The organism is Agromyces neolithicus, assembly GCF_039529735.1.
Lineage (GTDB): Bacteria > Actinomycetota > Actinomycetes > Actinomycetales > Microbacteriaceae > Agromyces > Agromyces neolithicus.
In genome coordinates, this window is sequence record NZ_BAAANJ010000016.1 from 66972 (window position 1) to 82866 (window position 15895).

At 69.5% G+C, this 15895-nt stretch carries 19 protein-coding genes, 1 tRNA gene and 1 other RNA gene; 11 read left to right on the top strand and 10 right to left on the bottom strand.

Translation table 11 applies throughout. The features are described 5' to 3' along the window. Positions 1–2: 2 nt before the first annotated feature. The gene (locus ABD164_RS15350) at positions 3–611 is read right to left on the bottom strand and encodes a TetR/AcrR family transcriptional regulator (RefSeq protein WP_344297171.1); all 609 of its coding nucleotides are present in this window, start codon (positions 609–611) and stop codon (positions 3–5) included. A gap of 98 nt (positions 612–709) precedes the next feature. Here ABD164_RS15350 and ABD164_RS15355 point away from each other — a divergent pair, with 98 nt between their 5' ends. The 7 genes from ABD164_RS15355 to ABD164_RS15385 all read left to right on the top strand — a co-directional run bounded on the left by ABD164_RS15355 (position 710) and on the right by ABD164_RS15385 (position 5911). Then, positions 710–898, top strand: coding sequence for a hypothetical protein (locus ABD164_RS15355; protein WP_344297172.1), 189 nt, complete (start codon positions 710–712; stop codon positions 896–898). A gap of 133 nt (positions 899–1031) precedes the next feature. Next, a complete protein-coding gene (locus ABD164_RS15360) occupies positions 1032–1460 on the top strand; it encodes a hypothetical protein (RefSeq protein ID WP_344297173.1) in 429 nt (142 codons plus the stop codon). 119 nt (positions 1461–1579) lie between these two features. Beyond that, positions 1580–2263 (top strand): biotin transporter BioY, encoded by a 684-nt coding sequence (locus tag ABD164_RS15365; RefSeq protein WP_344297174.1) that lies wholly within the window; start codon positions 1580–1582, stop codon positions 2261–2263. 12 nt (positions 2264–2275) lie between these two features. Then, on the top strand, positions 2276–3487 hold the full coding sequence (locus tag ABD164_RS15370) for a class I adenylate-forming enzyme family protein (protein ID WP_344297175.1): 1212 nt from the start codon (positions 2276–2278) through the stop codon (positions 3485–3487). Then, positions 3484–4644, top strand: a complete 1161-nt coding sequence (locus tag ABD164_RS15375; protein WP_344297176.1) for a thiolase family protein — start codon at positions 3484–3486, stop codon at positions 4642–4644. The genes ABD164_RS15370 and ABD164_RS15375 overlap by 4 nt, the downstream gene beginning before the upstream one ends. Positions 4645–4646: 2 nt before the next feature. Further along, entirely contained in the window at positions 4647–5321 is a 675-nt protein-coding gene (locus tag ABD164_RS15380) for an energy-coupling factor ABC transporter ATP-binding protein (protein WP_425545958.1), read from the top strand. After that, on the top strand, positions 5318–5911 hold the full coding sequence (locus ABD164_RS15385; protein WP_344297178.1) for an energy-coupling factor transporter transmembrane component T family protein: 594 nt from the start codon (positions 5318–5320) through the stop codon (positions 5909–5911). Before ABD164_RS15380 ends, ABD164_RS15385 begins: the two co-directional genes overlap by 4 nt. Before the next feature lie 72 nt (positions 5912–5983). Here the strand turns inward: ABD164_RS15385 and ABD164_RS15390 are convergent. After that, a tRNA-Lys gene (locus tag ABD164_RS15390) sits at positions 5984–6056 on the bottom strand. A gap of 95 nt (positions 6057–6151) precedes the next feature. Here ABD164_RS15390 and ABD164_RS15395 point away from each other — a divergent pair. Then, positions 6152–7030: an inositol monophosphatase family protein gene (locus tag ABD164_RS15395; protein WP_344297247.1), complete on the top strand. Its 879-nt coding sequence runs from the start codon at positions 6152–6154 to the stop codon at positions 7028–7030. On the opposite strand, the gene ssrA is transcribed toward ABD164_RS15395, so the two are convergent. Beyond that, positions 7009–7378, bottom strand: a transfer-messenger RNA (tmRNA) gene (gene ssrA, locus ABD164_RS15400). The two genes, ABD164_RS15395 and ssrA, sit on opposite strands and share 22 nt — an antisense overlap. A 157-nt stretch (positions 7379–7535) precedes the next feature. On the opposite strand from ssrA, the gene ABD164_RS15405 reads away from it, so the two are divergent. Continuing rightward, positions 7536–8228: an SIMPL domain-containing protein gene (locus ABD164_RS15405; RefSeq protein WP_344297179.1), complete on the top strand. Its 693-nt coding sequence runs from the start codon at positions 7536–7538 to the stop codon at positions 8226–8228. A gap of 20 nt (positions 8229–8248) precedes the next feature. On the opposite strand, the gene ABD164_RS15410 is transcribed toward ABD164_RS15405, so the two are convergent. The 4 genes from ABD164_RS15410 to ftsE all read right to left on the bottom strand — a co-directional run bounded on the left by ABD164_RS15410 (position 8249) and on the right by ftsE (position 11684). Further along, entirely contained in the window at positions 8249–8986 is a 738-nt protein-coding gene (locus tag ABD164_RS15410) for a tyrosine-protein phosphatase (RefSeq protein ID WP_344297180.1), read from the bottom strand. A 55-nt stretch (positions 8987–9041) separates the two neighbouring features. Then, complete coding sequence (smpB, locus tag ABD164_RS15415) at positions 9042–9518, bottom strand: SsrA-binding protein SmpB (protein WP_344297181.1); 477 nt, start codon at positions 9516–9518, stop codon at positions 9042–9044. Positions 9519–9603: 85 nt separating this feature from the next. Then, positions 9604–10515: a permease-like cell division protein FtsX gene (gene ftsX / locus ABD164_RS15420; protein ID WP_344297182.1), complete on the bottom strand. Its 912-nt coding sequence runs from the start codon at positions 10513–10515 to the stop codon at positions 9604–9606. Next, complete coding sequence (gene ftsE / locus ABD164_RS15425) at positions 10512–11684, bottom strand: cell division ATP-binding protein FtsE (RefSeq protein WP_344297183.1); 1173 nt, start codon at positions 11682–11684, stop codon at positions 10512–10514. The genes ftsX and ftsE overlap by 4 nt, the downstream gene beginning before the upstream one ends. 121 nt (positions 11685–11805) lie before the next feature. On the opposite strand from ftsE, the gene ABD164_RS15430 reads away from it, so the two are divergent. Further along, complete coding sequence (locus ABD164_RS15430) at positions 11806–12555, top strand: gamma-glutamyl-gamma-aminobutyrate hydrolase family protein (RefSeq protein WP_344297184.1); 750 nt, start codon at positions 11806–11808, stop codon at positions 12553–12555. Positions 12556–12575: 20 nt separating this feature from the next. On the opposite strand, the gene ABD164_RS15435 is transcribed toward ABD164_RS15430, so the two are convergent. The 3 genes from ABD164_RS15435 to prfB all read right to left on the bottom strand — a co-directional run bounded on the left by ABD164_RS15435 (position 12576) and on the right by prfB (position 14466). Then, positions 12576–12932, bottom strand: coding sequence for a DUF202 domain-containing protein (locus ABD164_RS15435; RefSeq protein WP_344297185.1), 357 nt, complete (start codon positions 12930–12932; stop codon positions 12576–12578). Then, positions 12929–13285: a YidH family protein gene (locus ABD164_RS15440; RefSeq protein WP_344297186.1), complete on the bottom strand. Its 357-nt coding sequence runs from the start codon at positions 13283–13285 to the stop codon at positions 12929–12931. Before ABD164_RS15440 ends, ABD164_RS15435 begins: the two co-directional genes overlap by 4 nt. Positions 13286–13356: 71 nt before the next feature. Continuing rightward, complete coding sequence (gene prfB / locus ABD164_RS15445) at positions 13357–14466, bottom strand: peptide chain release factor 2 (protein ID WP_344297187.1); 1110 nt, start codon at positions 14464–14466, stop codon at positions 13357–13359. Between the two features lie 129 nt (positions 14467–14595). Between prfB and ABD164_RS15450 the strand changes: the two genes are divergently transcribed. Next, entirely contained in the window at positions 14596–15870 is a 1275-nt protein-coding gene (locus ABD164_RS15450; RefSeq protein ID WP_344297188.1) for an MFS transporter, read from the top strand. The last annotated feature ends 25 nt before the right edge of the window (positions 15871–15895 follow it).

The window sequence follows — 15895 nt, forward strand, 5'->3', positions numbered from 1 at the left end:
TCTCAGTCGGTGGTTGTGGTGGTCGACGTGCGGCCGGCGGCGGGCAGCAGCAGCTCGCCGAGCACCTGGTGCAGTACTCCCCGGAGTTCGTCGTCGGAGGGCGGTTCGTCGTCGGTGAAGAGCCGCCCCGCCGTGAGCAGGTAGGCGGCGCCGCCCAAGGCGATGCCGAACCGGATGTGCTCGTCGAGGCTCTCGCGCTCGCGGCCGACGGCCTCGGCGAGGCGGCGCACGGCGGCGTTGGCGCGGCCGATGATGGGCACCTCGCTGAGGCTCGGCCCTTGCAGGATGAAGATGTGCACGGCCAGGCGGTGGTCGATGAGCAGGTCGACGACGCTGCCGACGAGCGCGGTGCGCCGATCGCTCGCGGGGCCGGCGAGGTACTGTTCGAGCACGGCCTCGAACTCGTTGATGGCCGGCCCGATCGCGGCCTCGAGCAGCGCCTCTTTCGAGCCGTAGTGGTAGAGCACGTTCGACTTGGCGTAGCCGGCATGGTCGGCGACCTGCTGCAGCGACGTGGCGGCGAAGCCGACGGTCGCGAACTGTTCGAGGGCCGCTTGGCGCAGCTCGTCGCTGGCGCGCACGCGAAGGGAGACCGGGGTTTCGGGGGGCATGCTTCGACGGTACTTGACCGATCGGTCAGCTCCTGCCCGATCGGTCAGATTCACGGATGACTCACAGGGCATGTTCACCGCGCGGTAGCGTTGCCGTCATGCGCAAGTACCTCTTCAGCGGGGCCGTCATCGGCGCGGCCCTCAGCGGCATCGGCATCGTGCGCGCCACGATCTCGGGTCCCCGCGACTGGCGACTGCTGCTCACCTGGGTGGCGTGGGCCGCGAGTCTCGCCATCGCGATCGGCACGGTCTCCGAAGAGACGAAGCAGGGCGAGCTCGGCGAATAGCAGGGTGAGCTCGGCGAATCGCAGGGCGACACCTCTGCCCTCGCGCGGCGTGTCTCGCGAGATCCTCGCGGTCGTGCCCGAAACTGGGACGAACGAACCGATTCCGAGAAACGAACCACGAGAGGGGCCACCGATGTTCCGCCGCTGGCGCCGTGCACGACTCGCCGCTCAGGCGTCCGCCCACGCTGCGCCCACGCCGCGACAGACCTCGGCCGACCTGCGCGGCGAGCACCTCTTCGAACTGCTCAATGCGAAGCTCTCGGAGTTCATCGGCCCGGGCGGCACTTGGTCGCTGGTGCGCCGCTCGCCCGAAGACACCGACCAGATCTTCCACGCGATGCTCACCCACCAGATCGCCGCAGACCTCACCCGCAGCGTGCTCGACGAGCGCGACGCCGTCGCCGTGGTCGTACCCGCAGAGAACGAGCCGCTCGCCCTGAGCTGGCAGCCCGCTCCCCTCGTCGTCTGGGCCGATCCCGTGATCGTTCCCGAGACCGACGCCGATGCCGCGTCGCTTCCGTCGATCGGGTCCGCGTCGGAGTTCGAGGCGCGCGCCGCCTGAGCCGTCCAAAATCGGCACGCCATTCTTGTAACGCTGCGGCGACGCGGCGCTCCCCCTTGCTTCTAGCGTGATTCGTGAGGCGCTTCCGCCCGCAAGCCACGACTCCCGAGGGGATCCTCATGACCGCCCAGACTTCCGAACGACGCATAACGCGCTCCTCCGCGCGCGACCTCGCGCAGATCGCCGTCTTCGCCGCCCTCATCGCCGCGCTGGGCTTGCCCGGTGCGCTGCAGGTCGGCACCACCGGGGTGCCGATCACGTTCCAGACGCTCGGCGTGATGCTCGCGGGCGCGATTCTCGGCGCCCGAAAGGGGTTCTTCGCCGTGCTGCTGCTCGAGGTGCTCGTCGCCGCCGGGCTTCCGCTGCTGTCGGGCGCACGCGGTGGAATCGGCGTGTTCTTCGGCCCGTCGGCCGGATACCTGCTCGGCTGGCTCCTCGGCGTCGTCGTCATCGGCTGGTTCACCGCCCGCCTCCTTCCTCGCTACCGGGTGCTGCCCGCGCTCGGCGCCACCGCGCTCGGCGGTATCGTCGCCGTCTACGCCATCGGCGTGCCGTGGGCCGCGGTTGCGACGGGCATTCCGCTCTGGGCATCGCTCACCGGGTCGTTCGTGTTCCTTCCCGGTGACATCCTGAAGGTCGTCGTCACGGTGCTCGTGGCGAAGCAGGTGCACCGCGCGTGGCCCGGACTCATCGAGCCGAAGCGCTGGCCGTGGCAGCGCACGTCGGTCACGCCCGGCGTGCCGGTCGAGTCGGCACCTGCTGCGTCGGCCCCCGCCGACACCGGCGCCGCGACCGCCGAGTAAGGGGCATCCGCGATGCTCGAACGGCTGGTCGGCGACGGCGAGGCGCTGCGCCTCGGCGGGCGCCGGCTCAGCCGCGCCGAGCTGCGAGCCGCCGTCCAGGCCGAGGCGGCGCGCCTGGGAGCTGCCACCGGCCCCGTGTTCGCCTGTGACCACGATCAGGTCGCAGTGCTCGTCACCGTGCTCGCGGCGATCGAGTCGGGCCTCCCTATCGTCATCGCCGACTCTGAGCAGCCGCGGCCCGAGATCGCCTCCGTTCCCGAGGGCGCGCAGCTCGTGGTCATGACGAGCGGCTCCTCAGGCACCGCGCGGCCGGTCGCCCGCACGCTCGCATCCTGGACCTCGTCGTTCGCCCCGCTCGCCGAGCTCATCGGAGCACGCCGCGACGAGGCGCTCACCGTGGCCGTCACCGGGCCGTTGCACGTCTCGATGCAGCTCTTCGCAGCGCTGCACGCGTTGTGGCTCGGGGCCGTGCTCGTCGACGAACGCGCACACGCCGACATCGTGCATGCGACGCCGACGGTGCTCGCCCGCCTCGTCTCGACGGGTATTCGCCCGCGCCGGGTCGTGGTCGCGGGCGCGGCACTGCCGGTCGAGGTGCGCACGGCGGCGGGCGCTGCGGCCATCGCGGTGACCGAATACTACGGCGCCGCCGAGCTCTCGTTCGTGGCCGCAGTCGACCATGCTCGCGATAGCGCGGGCACGCTGCGTCCCTTTCCGGGCGTCGAGGTGCAGCTGCGTGACGGTGAACTGTGGGCGCGGTCGCCCTACCTCGCCATCGGCTACTCGGGCTCGACGGGTCCGCTCCGCACCGACGAGGGGGGATTCGCGACCGTCGGCGATCGCGCAGACGCCACCGCAGACGGCGGGCTCATCGTGCGCGGACGCGGCGACGCCGCGATCAACGTTTCGGGCACGACGGTGCTCGCCGAAGACGTCGAGGCGACTCTCGCGGCGCTCGACGGGGTCAGCGCGGTCGCCGTGCTCGCCGCTCCCGATCCGCGGCATGGCCACGTTCCCGTCGCGGTGCTCGAACTCGAGCCGGGGGGCGAGATCACCCGCATCATCGACGATGGCCGGGCCGGTCTCGCGGCACCGCAGCGCCCGCGCGCCTGGTACGTCGTCGACACGCTCCCCCGCACCACGTCGGGCAAGGTCGCGCGCGGGCTGCTCGCAACCGCCCTCGCCGCCGGCGCGCTCGACGCGGATCGAGTCGATCGCGCATGACACGTCAGATCCACCGGGACGCCCCCGTCATCGTCAGTGCCCGACGCACGCCGATCGGCAGCATCGGCCGCGGCTTCGCGAGCCACACGGTCGACGCGCTCGCCGCCCCCGTGCTCGCCGCCGTCGCCGACGCTGTGGCGCCCGCGGGACTCCCGATCGACGACGTCATCCTCGGAAACTGCCTTGGCCCGGGCGGCGACGTCGCACGAGTCTCGGCGCTGCGAGCCGGTCTGGGGCTCGACGTGCCGGGCGTAACGGTCGACCGGCAGTGCGGGTCGGGGCTCGACGCCGTGCAGCAGGCCGCCTCGCGCGTTCGTGCGGGCGACGCGAAGCTCGTCATCGCCGGAGGCGCGGAGTCGGCCTCGACGGCGCCATGGCGCTTCTGGCCGCCTGAAGCAGGTTCCACCACGCCCACCCGACGCTACGAGCGTGCGCCGTTCGCCCCGGCCGGCATGCCCGACCCCGAGATGGGGCCCGCCGCCGATGCCGTAGCCGTACGCTTCGGCGTCAGCCGAGAGCGACAGGACGCCTGGGCGGTGCGCTCGCACGACCTCGCGACGGTGGCGAGCGCCGCCGGCCGATTCGACGACGAACTCGTCTCGGTCGACGGCATCGGCGCCGACGATCGTCCCCGACCGAACCTCGACGCGCGAACCCTCAGCCGCTTCCGGCCGGCGTTCGGCGGCGACGGCACCGTGACCGCCGGAAACTCTTGCGGCATCTCAGACGGCGCCGCCGCAATGGCCGTCACGAGCGAGACGGTGCGTGCCGAGCTGGGCCTTCCGGGGCTGCGCATCGTCGCGTCTGCGATCACCGGTTCCGACCCGGCACTGCCCGGCATGGGCGCGGCCGGCGCCATCCGTCGCGCGATCGATCGGGCCGGGGCATCCGTCGCCGATCTCGGCTTCGTGGAGCTCACCGAGGCGTTCGCCGCGCAGGTGCTCGCCGTGAGCGACGCCGTCGGGCTCGATGAGACGACGATCTCGGGCGACGGCGGCGCGATCGCGCTCGGCCATCCCTGGGGCGCGTCGGGGGCGGTGCTGCTCGTGCGTCTCGCCGCTCGCATGCATGCGGCCGACGACGCCCGCCTCGGTCTCGCGGCCTGCTCGATCGGCGGCGGCCAGGGCATCGCGATGATCGTGGAGCGGGTCGCATGAGCATGATCGAATTCTGCGGCGTGCGCCACGGCTACGGCGACCGCTCGGTGCTGAAGGGCATCGACCTCGTGCTGACCGAACGCCGCATCGGCATCGTCGGCGCGAACGGATCGGGCAAATCCACACTCGCCCGCATGGTGAACGGCCTCGTACGGCCCGACAACGGCACAGTCACCGTCGACGGGCTCGACGTGGCACGCAACGGACGCGAAGTGCGGCGACGCGTCGGGTTCGTCTTCACGAATCCCGACAGCCAGATCGTCATGCCGACCGTTGCCGAGGACGTCGCCTTCACCCTGCGACGACGCGGCCTCTCGAAGGCGGATGTCGCGACGCGCGTCGCAGCGGCCCTCGAACGGTTCGGGCTCGCCGGGCACGCCGACCATCCGGCGCACCGCCTCTCGGGTGGCCAGAAGCAGTTGCTCGCCCTCGCCGCCGTGCTCGTCGCAGAACCGGCGATCGTGGTCGCCGACGAGCCGACCACGCTGCTCGACGCGCGCAACACGCGCCGCATCGGCGAACTGCTCGGCTCGCTCGACCAGCAGCTCATCGTCGTGACCCATCAGCTCGAGCTGATCGAGGGGTTCGACCGGGTGCTCGTCGTCGATGAGGGGGTCATCGTCGCCGACGGCTCCCCCGACGAGTCGCTCGGCGCCTATCGGAGCCTGATCGCATGATCGGGCTCTACGTTCCCGGCCGCACGATCGTGCATCGCACCCCCGCGATCGTGAAGCTCGGCGCGCTCGCAGCCGCGGTCGTCACCATCACGCTGTTGCGCGAACCCTGGCAGCTCGGGATCGCCTTCTGCGTGATCGTCGTTGCCTTCGTCGTCGCCGGAATCCCTCCACGGGACGCCGCTCGACAGATCCTGCCGATCCTCTGGTTGCTCGCGATCGCGGTGCCGGTGCAGGCGTTCTTCGGCGGTTGGACGGCGGCGATCATGATGGGCGGCCGGGTCGCGGCATCCGTCGCGCTCGCAGCCCTGTTCACGCTCACGACGACGGTCTCGGCGGTGCTCGAGGCGTGCGAGACGTTGCTGCGGCCGTTCGGCCGGTGGGTCGACGCCGACCGCATCGGCCTGCTGCTCGCCCTCACCATCAGGTGCGTGCCGCTGACTGCCGACATCGTTCGCGAGGTGATCGACGCCCGGCGGGCGAGGGGCGCGCAGGGCTCGATCGTCGCCTTGGCCGTACCGGTGATCGTGCGTTCGCTGCAGTCGGCCGACGAGCTCGGCGAGGCGCTCATGGCGCGCGGCTTCGACGACTGACCCGGCTGGGGCCTCGCTGGACTTCGAAAGAGAAGAAGCCCCGATCCTGGCGAGAGGATCGAGGCTTCGTCGTGCACCCCCAGGGACTTGAACCCTGAACCCACTGATTAAGAGTCAGTTGCTCTGCCGATTGAGCTAGAGGTGCGTGATTCAGGAGATTTCAGACAACCCGAACCGAGGAACCACGTTATCAGGAGAACCGACGGCGCGCGAATCGGGGTCGGCACTGAGCGGGATAGCCTGAACGACGTGACCGATCTCGCACCAGACCTCGCGCTCGCCCTCGAACTCGCCGACCTGGCCGACGCCGTCTCGCTCACCAGGTACCGCGCCGTCGACCTCGACGTCAGCACGAAACCCGATCGCTCGTTCGTGACCGAGGCCGATCTCGCCGTCGAGCGGGCCATCCGCGATCGGCTCGCCGCAGCGCGGCCCGACGACGGCATCTTCGGCGAGGAGTTCGGCACCGAGGGCGACGCGACCCGCCAATGGATCATCGACCCGATCGACGGCACCGCCAACTTCCTTCGCGGGGTGCCCGTGTGGGGCAGCCTCATCTCGCTCGCCGTCGATCGCACACCGGTCGTCGGTGTCGCCTCGGCCCCTGCTCTGGGCCGGCGTTGGTGGGCGGCGACAGGCATGGGCGCGTGGACCCAGGCGCCCACCGCCGAACTCGGCGCGAGCGAGGGCGAGACGCAGGGTGCGGGGGGTGCAGTGCCCGGCGCGCGACGCATACGGGTGTCGCGCGTCAACGAGCTGGCCGACGCCGCGTTGAGTTTCCAGAGCATCGCCCAATGGCGCGATGCCGGCTACCTCGATCAGCTGCTGCAGCTGTCGCAGCGTGTCTGGCGCGACCGCGCCTACGGCGACCTCTGGTCGTACATGCTGCTCGCCGAGGGCCTAATCGACATCGTCGCCGAGTTCGACGTGAAGCCCTACGACCTTGCGGCGCTCGTGCCGATCGTCGAAGAGGCCGGTGGTCGCTTCACCTCGATCACCGGCGAACCGGGCCCGTGGCACGGCAGTGCACTCGCAACCAACGGCTCGCTTCACGAGGCCGTGCTCGAGGTGCTCCCTGCAGTTGCGACAACGGCCGATGGTGGAGATGGGGGGAATTGAACCCCCGTCCATCGCTGTGATTCCACGCCTTCTCCGGGCGCATCCTGTGCAAGCGTTCTGCTCGGCCCCGACCTTTGCCACAGGCACCTAAGTCGACAGGCCCAGCCTGAGAAAAGTCCCACACGTCGCTCAGGCGACGACGTGCAGCAAGATCCCTAGATGACGCCAGCAACCGGGGCGGGAACGAACCCGGGCTGACGGACTATCGGGCTCGCTTAAGCAGCGAGGGCGAAGTCAGACTGCGTCTTATTGGCAGTTATTGTTTTTCAGAGATCGTTAACGAGATAACCCTGAATCCTCGGCCCGCTTCTCGTGGGTTCGCAGACGATGTCGAAACCGATCATCCCCATGTGACGCCGAACGCTCATCTCGAGCGCCTGGCGGGCCGTTGTCGCAACTGTGGAGTTTTCAAGACCCGGGAGCCTCTCGTTGAGTCGAGAAGCGCCCGACCTTACAGTCTAGAACAGGCGCGGCCGCTCCGCCATTCCCACCAGCTTTCGAGCGGATGACCCGGGAGGTCCTTGTGGCAACCGTCATCGCCGTGCGCGGCACCGCAGAAGAGCGCATCGATCCCGAGCTGGGCGCGGTCTCGCTGTCGATCGGAGTCTCGGAACCCGAGCGCGACGTCGCACTGGCCCGAACCTCGGAGGCCCACGATCACCTCGTCGCCGCGATCCGCGACCTCGAGACATCGGGTGCACTCGACACGTGGTCGGCCGGCCAACTCAGGGTATGGTCGCACCGCCCGTGGAACAACGAAGGCAAGCAGCTGCCGCTCGTGCACCAGACGAGTGCCGACGTCGAGGTGGTGTTCTCCGATCTCGAGAAGCTCGGCGAATGGGTGAGCCGGGTCACGATCGGCAACGCGGTGACGATGGGCGGCATCGACTGGCGGCTGACCGAGGCGACACGCCGGCGCGTGCAGGAGCTTGCCCAGCGCGCCGCCGTCGCCGACGCAGTGGCGAAGGCACGGGTCTACGCGGCAGCACTCGGTCTGGCCGCACCGACTCCCGTCGAGCTCGCCGACACCGGGTTGCTCACGGCGCAGCCGGTGCCACCCAGTGGCGGCGGGCGAATGTTCGCCATGCGAGCCACCGCCGACATGGCCGGCGATGCCGGAGCCGCAACCGAGTTCGCTCCGGCGAAACTCGTGATCGAGGCATCCGTCGAAGCGCGGTTCGCGGCCGAGCCGCAGTAGGCAACGCCGCCCGGCGCCCCTCAGGAAGGGTCGATCAGCAGCGCCTCGAGCGCTGCCAGCTCGCCGAGCGACAGGCCCGCCGCGAGCAGGTACTCGCGGACGCTGCCGTGCGCACGCTCGACCTCGTCGAGCATGCCCTCGATCGCCTCGCGCGGGCTTCCGCCCATGAGCGTGCGAAGGGCCGGGGTGTCGGCCACTCCGTACGTTCCGACGAGCCTCACCATGTGCTCGAGCCAGTCGCCGGCCAGGTTCGCCTCGGTGCGGGCGTAGTCATCGATGACCGCCTCGCGGTCGACGCCGACAGCCCGCAGCGCCAGGGCGACGACGACGCCCGTGCGGTCTTTGCCTGCGGTGCAGTGCACCACCACCGAGCGCTCGCCCGCACCGGCGATCTCGCGCAGGGCGCTGACCACCACCGGAGCGTGCTGGGTGACGATGCGTGCGTACAGTGCATCGAGCGAGATGCCCGCGGCCCCCTGCGACGCGCCCGAGCCCTCGAACACCGGCAGTTGCAGCACCTCGACGTCGAGTCCGTCGAGATCGTCGGGCATGTACCTCGATTCGTTCTCGTCGCGCAGGTCGATGACGATGCCGACGCCCAGCTCGCGCAACTCGGCTTTTCCGGCCTCGCCGAGGCGATGCAGTCCGTCGGAGCGGAAGAGCACCCCGCTGCGCACCGTGCCCGTGACCGCCGGCAGGCCGCCCACATCGCGGAAGTTGTAGGTGCCGGGGACCGGAATGCGCGTTGACGTCTTCATCTCGCGAAGAGCCTACTCGGCACGGGCGACGACGCGGCTGAGAGGTCGCCGAGTGCTAGTCGCCGAGGTTGCGCCGGCTCGCCATGGCGCGATCGGCCTCGCGCTTGTCTTGACGTTCGCGCAGCGCCTGTCGCTTGTCATACTCGCGCTTGCCCTTCGCGACGGCGATCTCGACCTTGGCACGCCCGTCGGTGAAGTAGATCTGCAGCGGAACGAGGGTGTAGCCGCCCTCTTTCGTCTTGTGGCTGATCTTCACGATCTCGTGCTTGTGCAGCAGCAGCTTGCGCTTGCGACGCGGCGCATGGTTGTTCCACGTACCCTCGGTGTACTCGGGGATGTGCACCGCGTCGAGCCACATCTCGCCGCCGTCGATGAACGCGTAGCCGTCGACGAGCGACGCGCGCCCCTCGCGCAGCGACTTCACCTCGGTGCCGGTGAGCACGATGCCCGCCTCGTAGGTGTCCTCGATCGTGTAGTCGTGCCGCGCCTTGCGGTTGGTCGCGACGACCTTCTGACCGCGTTCCCTGGGCACGACGGACTCCTCGATTCGATGAATGATCGCCCCCGGGGCATCCGGGAACGACCTTTCACTTTAGCCCACTCGGACATGAGCCGAATCAGACGCGCAGGTACCTCGTGATCGCGATGCCCGCCGACACGGCCGCGAGCAGCACGCCGACGACGACGAGCAGCGGCACCACGAGCAGCGCGTCGTTCAGCCCGACGAACGTGAACGAGAGGCTCTCGGCGAGGAATCCCTGCACGAAGAAGACCACGATCGCCACGACCGCGCCACCGGCGAGCAACGATCCGATGAGTCCGGCGAAGATGCCCTCGAGCACGAACGGCGTCTGGATGAAGCGATTGGATGCCCCGACGAGACGCATGATGCCCAGTTCGCGCCGTCGCGAGAACGCGGAGAGGCGAATGGTGGTGGCGATGAGCAGCGCCGCGGCGACGAGCATGATCGCGGCGACCGCGATGGCCGTGTAGCTCGCGGCGTTCAGCACGTCGAAGATCTGGTCGAGGTAGTTGCGCTGGTCGAACACCTCCTCGACGCCGGCGAGACCCGCGAGGCTCTCGGCTATCACGGCGGACTCCGACGGGTCGATCAGGTTCACCCAGAACGTCTCGTTGAGTACCTCGGGCGTGACGTAGCCGGCCGCAGGCGTTCCCTCGAACTGCTCCTGGAAGTTGGCGTATGCCTGCGCGTGGTCTTCGAAGTAGAACTCGTCGATGAACTGCTGCAGCGTCGGTGAGTTCAGCTGATCTTCGATGACCGCTTTCTGCTCTTCGGTGGCCTCGCCGTCGGTGCATCCGGCGGCCTCCGAGAACGTCGTGCAGAGGTATACCGCGACCTGCGCGCGGTCGTACCAGAAGTTCTTCATCTGGGCGATCTGCAGCTGCAGCAGCGCGGCCGTGCCCACGAACGTGAGCGAGATGAACGTGACGAGCACGACCGAGACCACCATCGAGGCGTTGCGGCGCAGGCCGTTTGCCGCTTCGCCCAGCACGAGACCGATCCTCATTTCGTCGGCCCCACTTCTTGGTTGTCGTCGCCATCGCGGGGACCGCCGGGCGCCCTGAGTCCCAGCCGCTCGGCGAGCGTCAGGTGATCGGATGCCGCGGGCGCGGCCATCTTCGCGGCAGGTTTCGGTTCTGCGGCCGTCGTCTCATCGGCCGCGCCGCCCCCTGCCGCGACCGGCACCGCTGCGGTCGCGGCAGCCGTGATCTCGGCGGCGGCGTCGGTGACCTCGTCGCGCTCCTCGGGCTCGACGTAGAGCGGTTGCGCCTCGCGCATGACCTCGGTCGTCACCTTCGGCGCCGCCTTCTTCATGGGCTTCTTCACGGGCTTCTTCTTGGCTGCCGCGGTGGAGGCGACCGCTGCGGCACCCGCCATCTCAGCGGTGTCGGGTGTTTCGGCGACATCGGCGAGCACCTGGGCGACGCCGGCGGAGGCCGTCTCGGCGTCGGAGTCGAGCTCGGGCTCGAGCTCGGGCTCGGCATCGGCGAGTTCGGCGCCATAGCCGGCGCTGCGTTCGTCGCGCACGATGTCGCCTGCCGAGAGTTCGATGACCCGGCGTTGCATCTGGTCGACGATGCCCGCCTCGTGGGTAGCCATGACAACCGTCGTGCCGCCCGCGTTGATGCGTTCGAGCAGGGTCATGATGCCCGCGCTCGTAACGGGGTCGAGGTTGCCCGTCGGCTCGTCGGCCAACAGGATCTGCGGCTTGTTCACGATCGCCCTGGCGATGGCGACGCGTTGCTGTTCGCCACCGGACAGCTCATGAGGCATGCGCTTGCCCTTGCCGTCGAGCCCGACGAGTTTCAGCGTCTCGGGAACCGCCGACTGGATGAACCCACGCGATTTGCCGATGACCCGCAGGGTGAACGCGACGTTCTCGAAGACCGACTTGTTCGGCAGCAGTCGGAAGTCCTGGAACACGACACCGAGATCGCGCCTGAAGTAGGGCACCTTGCGGCTCGAGATCGAGCCGAGGTCTTGGCCGAGCACGTGGATCTTGCCGCGCGTGGGCTTCTCTTCTTTCAGGATGAGGCGCAGAAAGCTCGACTTGCCCGAGCCGGATGCGCCGACGAGGAACACGAACTCACCGCGCAGGATCTCGACCCCGATGTCGTTGAGGGCGGGCCTCGATTGGCCGTGGTAGGTCTTGGTGACGTGGTCGAAGCGGATCATCGCATTCGAGCCTAAGCAGGCGAGGCGCCCTCGACGCCAACGACTCGCCCAACTCTCAGCGAACCGTTGCTCGGAGTCGTATCTTTGAGATGGGTCCACCCGAGAACGTGGGGAGGAACGCATGACGGTTCCACTCATCGGCATCGTCGCCGATCGCAAGTCCGCGAGCTACGGAGCGTGGGTCGACATTCCCACCGACGCGATCTCGCATACGTACGTGTCCGCCATCCAGGAGGCCGGCGGTGCACCGATCCTGTTCCCGAGCATCGACGTCCACGTCGACGATCCCGAACGCCTGATCGGCCTCGTCGACGGGCTGTTCCTGCCCGGAGGGCGCGATCTCGACGCCGAGCTCTACGCCAGCGTCGCGCATCCGTCGAACGATCCACCGCTGCGGGTGCGCGATGAGCTCGAGATCGCGCTCACGCGCCTCGCCCGTGAGCGTGACGTCCCGGTGCTCGGCGCCTGCCGCGGGATGCAAGTGCTCAACGTCGCGCTGGGCGGCACGCTCGAACAGCACCTCGGCGACCGGGTCGACCTCACCCCGCACCGGCACATCTACGGTGAGCACACGTCGCACCCGGTGTCGATCCACTCCGACACGCTGCTGCGCAGCATCACGCACGAGGCCGAGTTCGAGATCTCGTCGCACCACCACCAAGGGGTCGACCGGCTCGGCGAGGGCCTCGTGGTCTGCGCGAGCGCCCCCGACGGCGTGATCGAGGCGATCGAGGCCACCGACGGCGCATTCTGCCTCGGCGTGCAATGGCATCCCGAGGAGCGACTCGATCCCGAGGGCATCGCGCTCATCCGCGCGTTCGTGGCGGCGGCGGGCGCGCGCTCGGGGGCGAACTACGCGGTGGCGTCATAGACCGTCAGCAGCCCCGAGCCTCACAGCAGCAGTCGGTCGATGCCGCTCCAGACCACGTACGAGAAGGCACCCACTCCGATGAGCACGAGGGTGACGGTCACGAGCGCGAGGGCCAGCCCGTCGATCGGCAGCTCACCCGACCCCGTGAGACCGTGGTGGGCGCGGCGGTAACGAACGGCCGCGCGAGCGTATCCGGCTGCGGCGGCCCCCAGTCCGACGAGGCCGAGCACCACCGCGGTTGCTCCGAGCGCCTCGGCTGCGAAGCGCACCATCACCGCGCTCCCGAGCCCGAGCGCCAAGCAGGTTCGCCGCCAGGCCAGTAGCGTGCGCTCGAGCTGCAGTCCGGAATCGAACGGGCCACTCGACGGCTGCGTCACCAGATGAACCCGAGCGTCATGAGCACGACGGCGACGACGACTCCGACGACGATGACCAACCCCACGCTCGGACCGCGGAGGGGTTCACTCTCGCGCAGGGCCTGCTCGGTGCGCAGCCAGCCGACCCATGCCTGAACCGCCGCGGCCACCCCCAGCAGCACGAACACGATCGCGGCGGCCAGGCGGAACCCCGGCGAGATCGGCACGACGAGGGCCTCGAGTGCCACGCCCGCCGCGAGGAGCGCCAGGGACGTGCGCACCCAGGCGAGGAACGTTCGCTCGTTGGCGAGGCTGAATCGCGGGTCGGGCTCTGAGCCGCGACGATACAGGGCGCTCGGGAATCGGTTCGTCATGGCACGGTCGAGCCTAACGCCCTGCCACTGTCGCAAGGACATCGGCCAGTCGCTCGGCCATGCGATGGCCGCTAGTCGTCGGCCTTCTGCTTGCGCCACTTGATGCCGGCGGCGATGAACCCGTCGAGGTCGCCGTCGAAGACGTGGCTCGGGTTGCCGACCTCGTAGTCGGTGCGCAGGTCTTTCACCATCTGGTAGGGCGCCAGCACGTACGAGCGCATCTGGTCGCCCCAGCTCGCGGTGATGTTGCCGGCCAGTTCTTTCTTCTGCGCCGCCTCCTGCTCTTTCTGCAGCAACAGCAGGCGCGACTGCAGCACGCGCATGGCGGCCGCACGGTTCTGGATCTGCGACTTCTCGTTCTGCATCGAGACGACGAGCCCCGTCGGCAGGTGGGTGAGGCGCACGGCGGAGTCGGTGGTGTTGACCGACTGGCCGCCGGGACCGCTCGAGCGGAACACGTCGACGCGGATGTCGTTCTCGGGGATCTCGACCTCGACGGCCTCTTCCATGAGCGGGATGACCTCGACTGCGGCGAAGCTCGTCTGCCGCTTGCCCGCCGCGCCGAACGGGCTCATGCGCACGAGGCGATGGGTGCCGGCCTCGACGCTCAGGGTGCCGAACGCATACGGGGCGTCGATCTCGAATGTGGCGGACTTGATCCCCGCCTCTTCGGCGTAGCTCGTGTCCATGACGGTCGCCGAGTAATTGTGCTTCTCGGCCCAGCGCAGGTACATGCGCATGAGCATCTCGGCGAAGTCGGCGGCGTCGACCCCGCCGGCGCCGGCGCGGATGGTGATGACGGCTGGGCGGTCGTCCCATTCACCGTCGAGCAGGGTCTGCACCTCGAGGTCGCCGATCGCCTTCTGCAGGGACTCGAGCTCGGTGCGCGCCTCGGCGGCACTGTCTTCGTCGCCCATCTCGTTGGCGAGCTCGATGAGCACCTCGAGGTCGTCGAGGCGTGCGTCGATGCTCTTCACGCGGGCGAGCTCGGACTGGCGGTGGCTGAGCGCGCTCGTCACCTTCTGGGCGTTCTCGGTGTCGTCCCACAGGTCGGGTGCGCCGGCCTGATCTGAGAGTCGCGCGATCTCGGCTTCGAGGGCGTCGACGTCGACGACAGCACGGATGTCGCGGAAGGTGGCGCGAAGGGCGGCGATCTCGGGCGAAAGGTCAAGTTCCAACATGGCGCCCTCCAGCCTACGCGAGTCGCCTCACGCCGGGCGCCTCACGCGAGCGCCATCGCACCCGTCATCCTGTGGCGGTCTCCCGGACGCCCGCCGATCGCCACGACCGAACGGTGTAGCGTCGAATCGATGACCGACGCGACTCCCACGTTCTCGTGGCGCTCGATCATCCTCCCGGCATTCCTGCCGACCCTGCTGTTCGCGCTCGGCGAGGGCGCGCTCATCCCGGTCATCCCCGTCGTCGCGACCGACCGCGGCGCGTCGCTCGCTCTCGCGGGACTGATTGCCGCGATGCTCATGGTCGGCCAGCTGGCCGGCGACCTTCCGGCCGGGTGGCTCGTGGCCCGCATCGGGGAACGCAACGCCATGATCGGGGCGGCGATGCTCGCCGTCATCGGCGTGCTCATCGCCCTCGCCTCCCCCACGCCCGCTGCGCTCGGCATCGGTGTGTTCCTGCTCGGGCTCGCGACGGCCGTGTTCGGGCTCGCGCGGCATGCGTTCCTGACGAGCTACGTGCCGGCGCGCATCCGTGCCCGAGCGCTCTCGACCCTCGCGGGCGTGTTCCGCGCCGGCTGGGCGGTCGGCCCCTTCGTCGCGGCGGCGATCATCGCGTGGACCGGCTCGTCCGAGCCCGTGTTCTGGGTGCTCGTCGCGAGCTGTTTCGCCGTCGTGGTGGTGCTCCTGCTGCTGCCCGACCCCGACCGGGTCTTCGGTGCCGCGCGGCTCGCGCGCGAGACATCCGCTCGTGGCACCGAGACGCTGACGGCCGGCGAGGCCGAAGCGGATGCCTCGTCGCACGGCGTGTTCCGTGCGATCGTGACCCATCGCGGGGTGCTGGCCCGCGTGGGTTCGGGCGTGGGCGTGCTGTCGGCGATCCGGGCGAGCCGCACCGTGATACTGCCGCTGTGGGCCGTCTCGATCGGCATGCCCGCCGACGTCGCGGCGATCGTCATCGGCGTCTCGGCAGTCATCGACTTCGCGCTCTTCTACGCGAGCGGTCAGATCATGGACAGGTTCGGGCGATTGTGGGGTGCGATCCCCGGGCTCATCGGGCTCGCAACGGGCCACCTGGTGCTCGCGCTCACCCACGATGTGCCGGCCGCCGACGTGTGGTTCACCGCTGTCGCGGTGCTCTTCGGCGTCGCCAACGGCATCACGAGCGGGGTCATCCTCACGCTCGGCGCCGATCTCGCGCCCAAGGCGAACCCGGCGCCGTTCCTCGGTGCGTACCGCACCATCGCCGACGCGGGCGCGGCGGCCGCACCGCTCGCGGTCGCCGCGGTCACGAGCATCGTGTCGATCGCGGCGGCGAGCGCGACGATGGGCGTTCTCGGGCTCGTCGGGGCCTGTCTGCTCGGGCGCTACGTGCCGCGCTATGTGCCGGGGCACCGGCGGCGCGGGTAGGGGGTGACTTCGGCCCTCGGCGGGT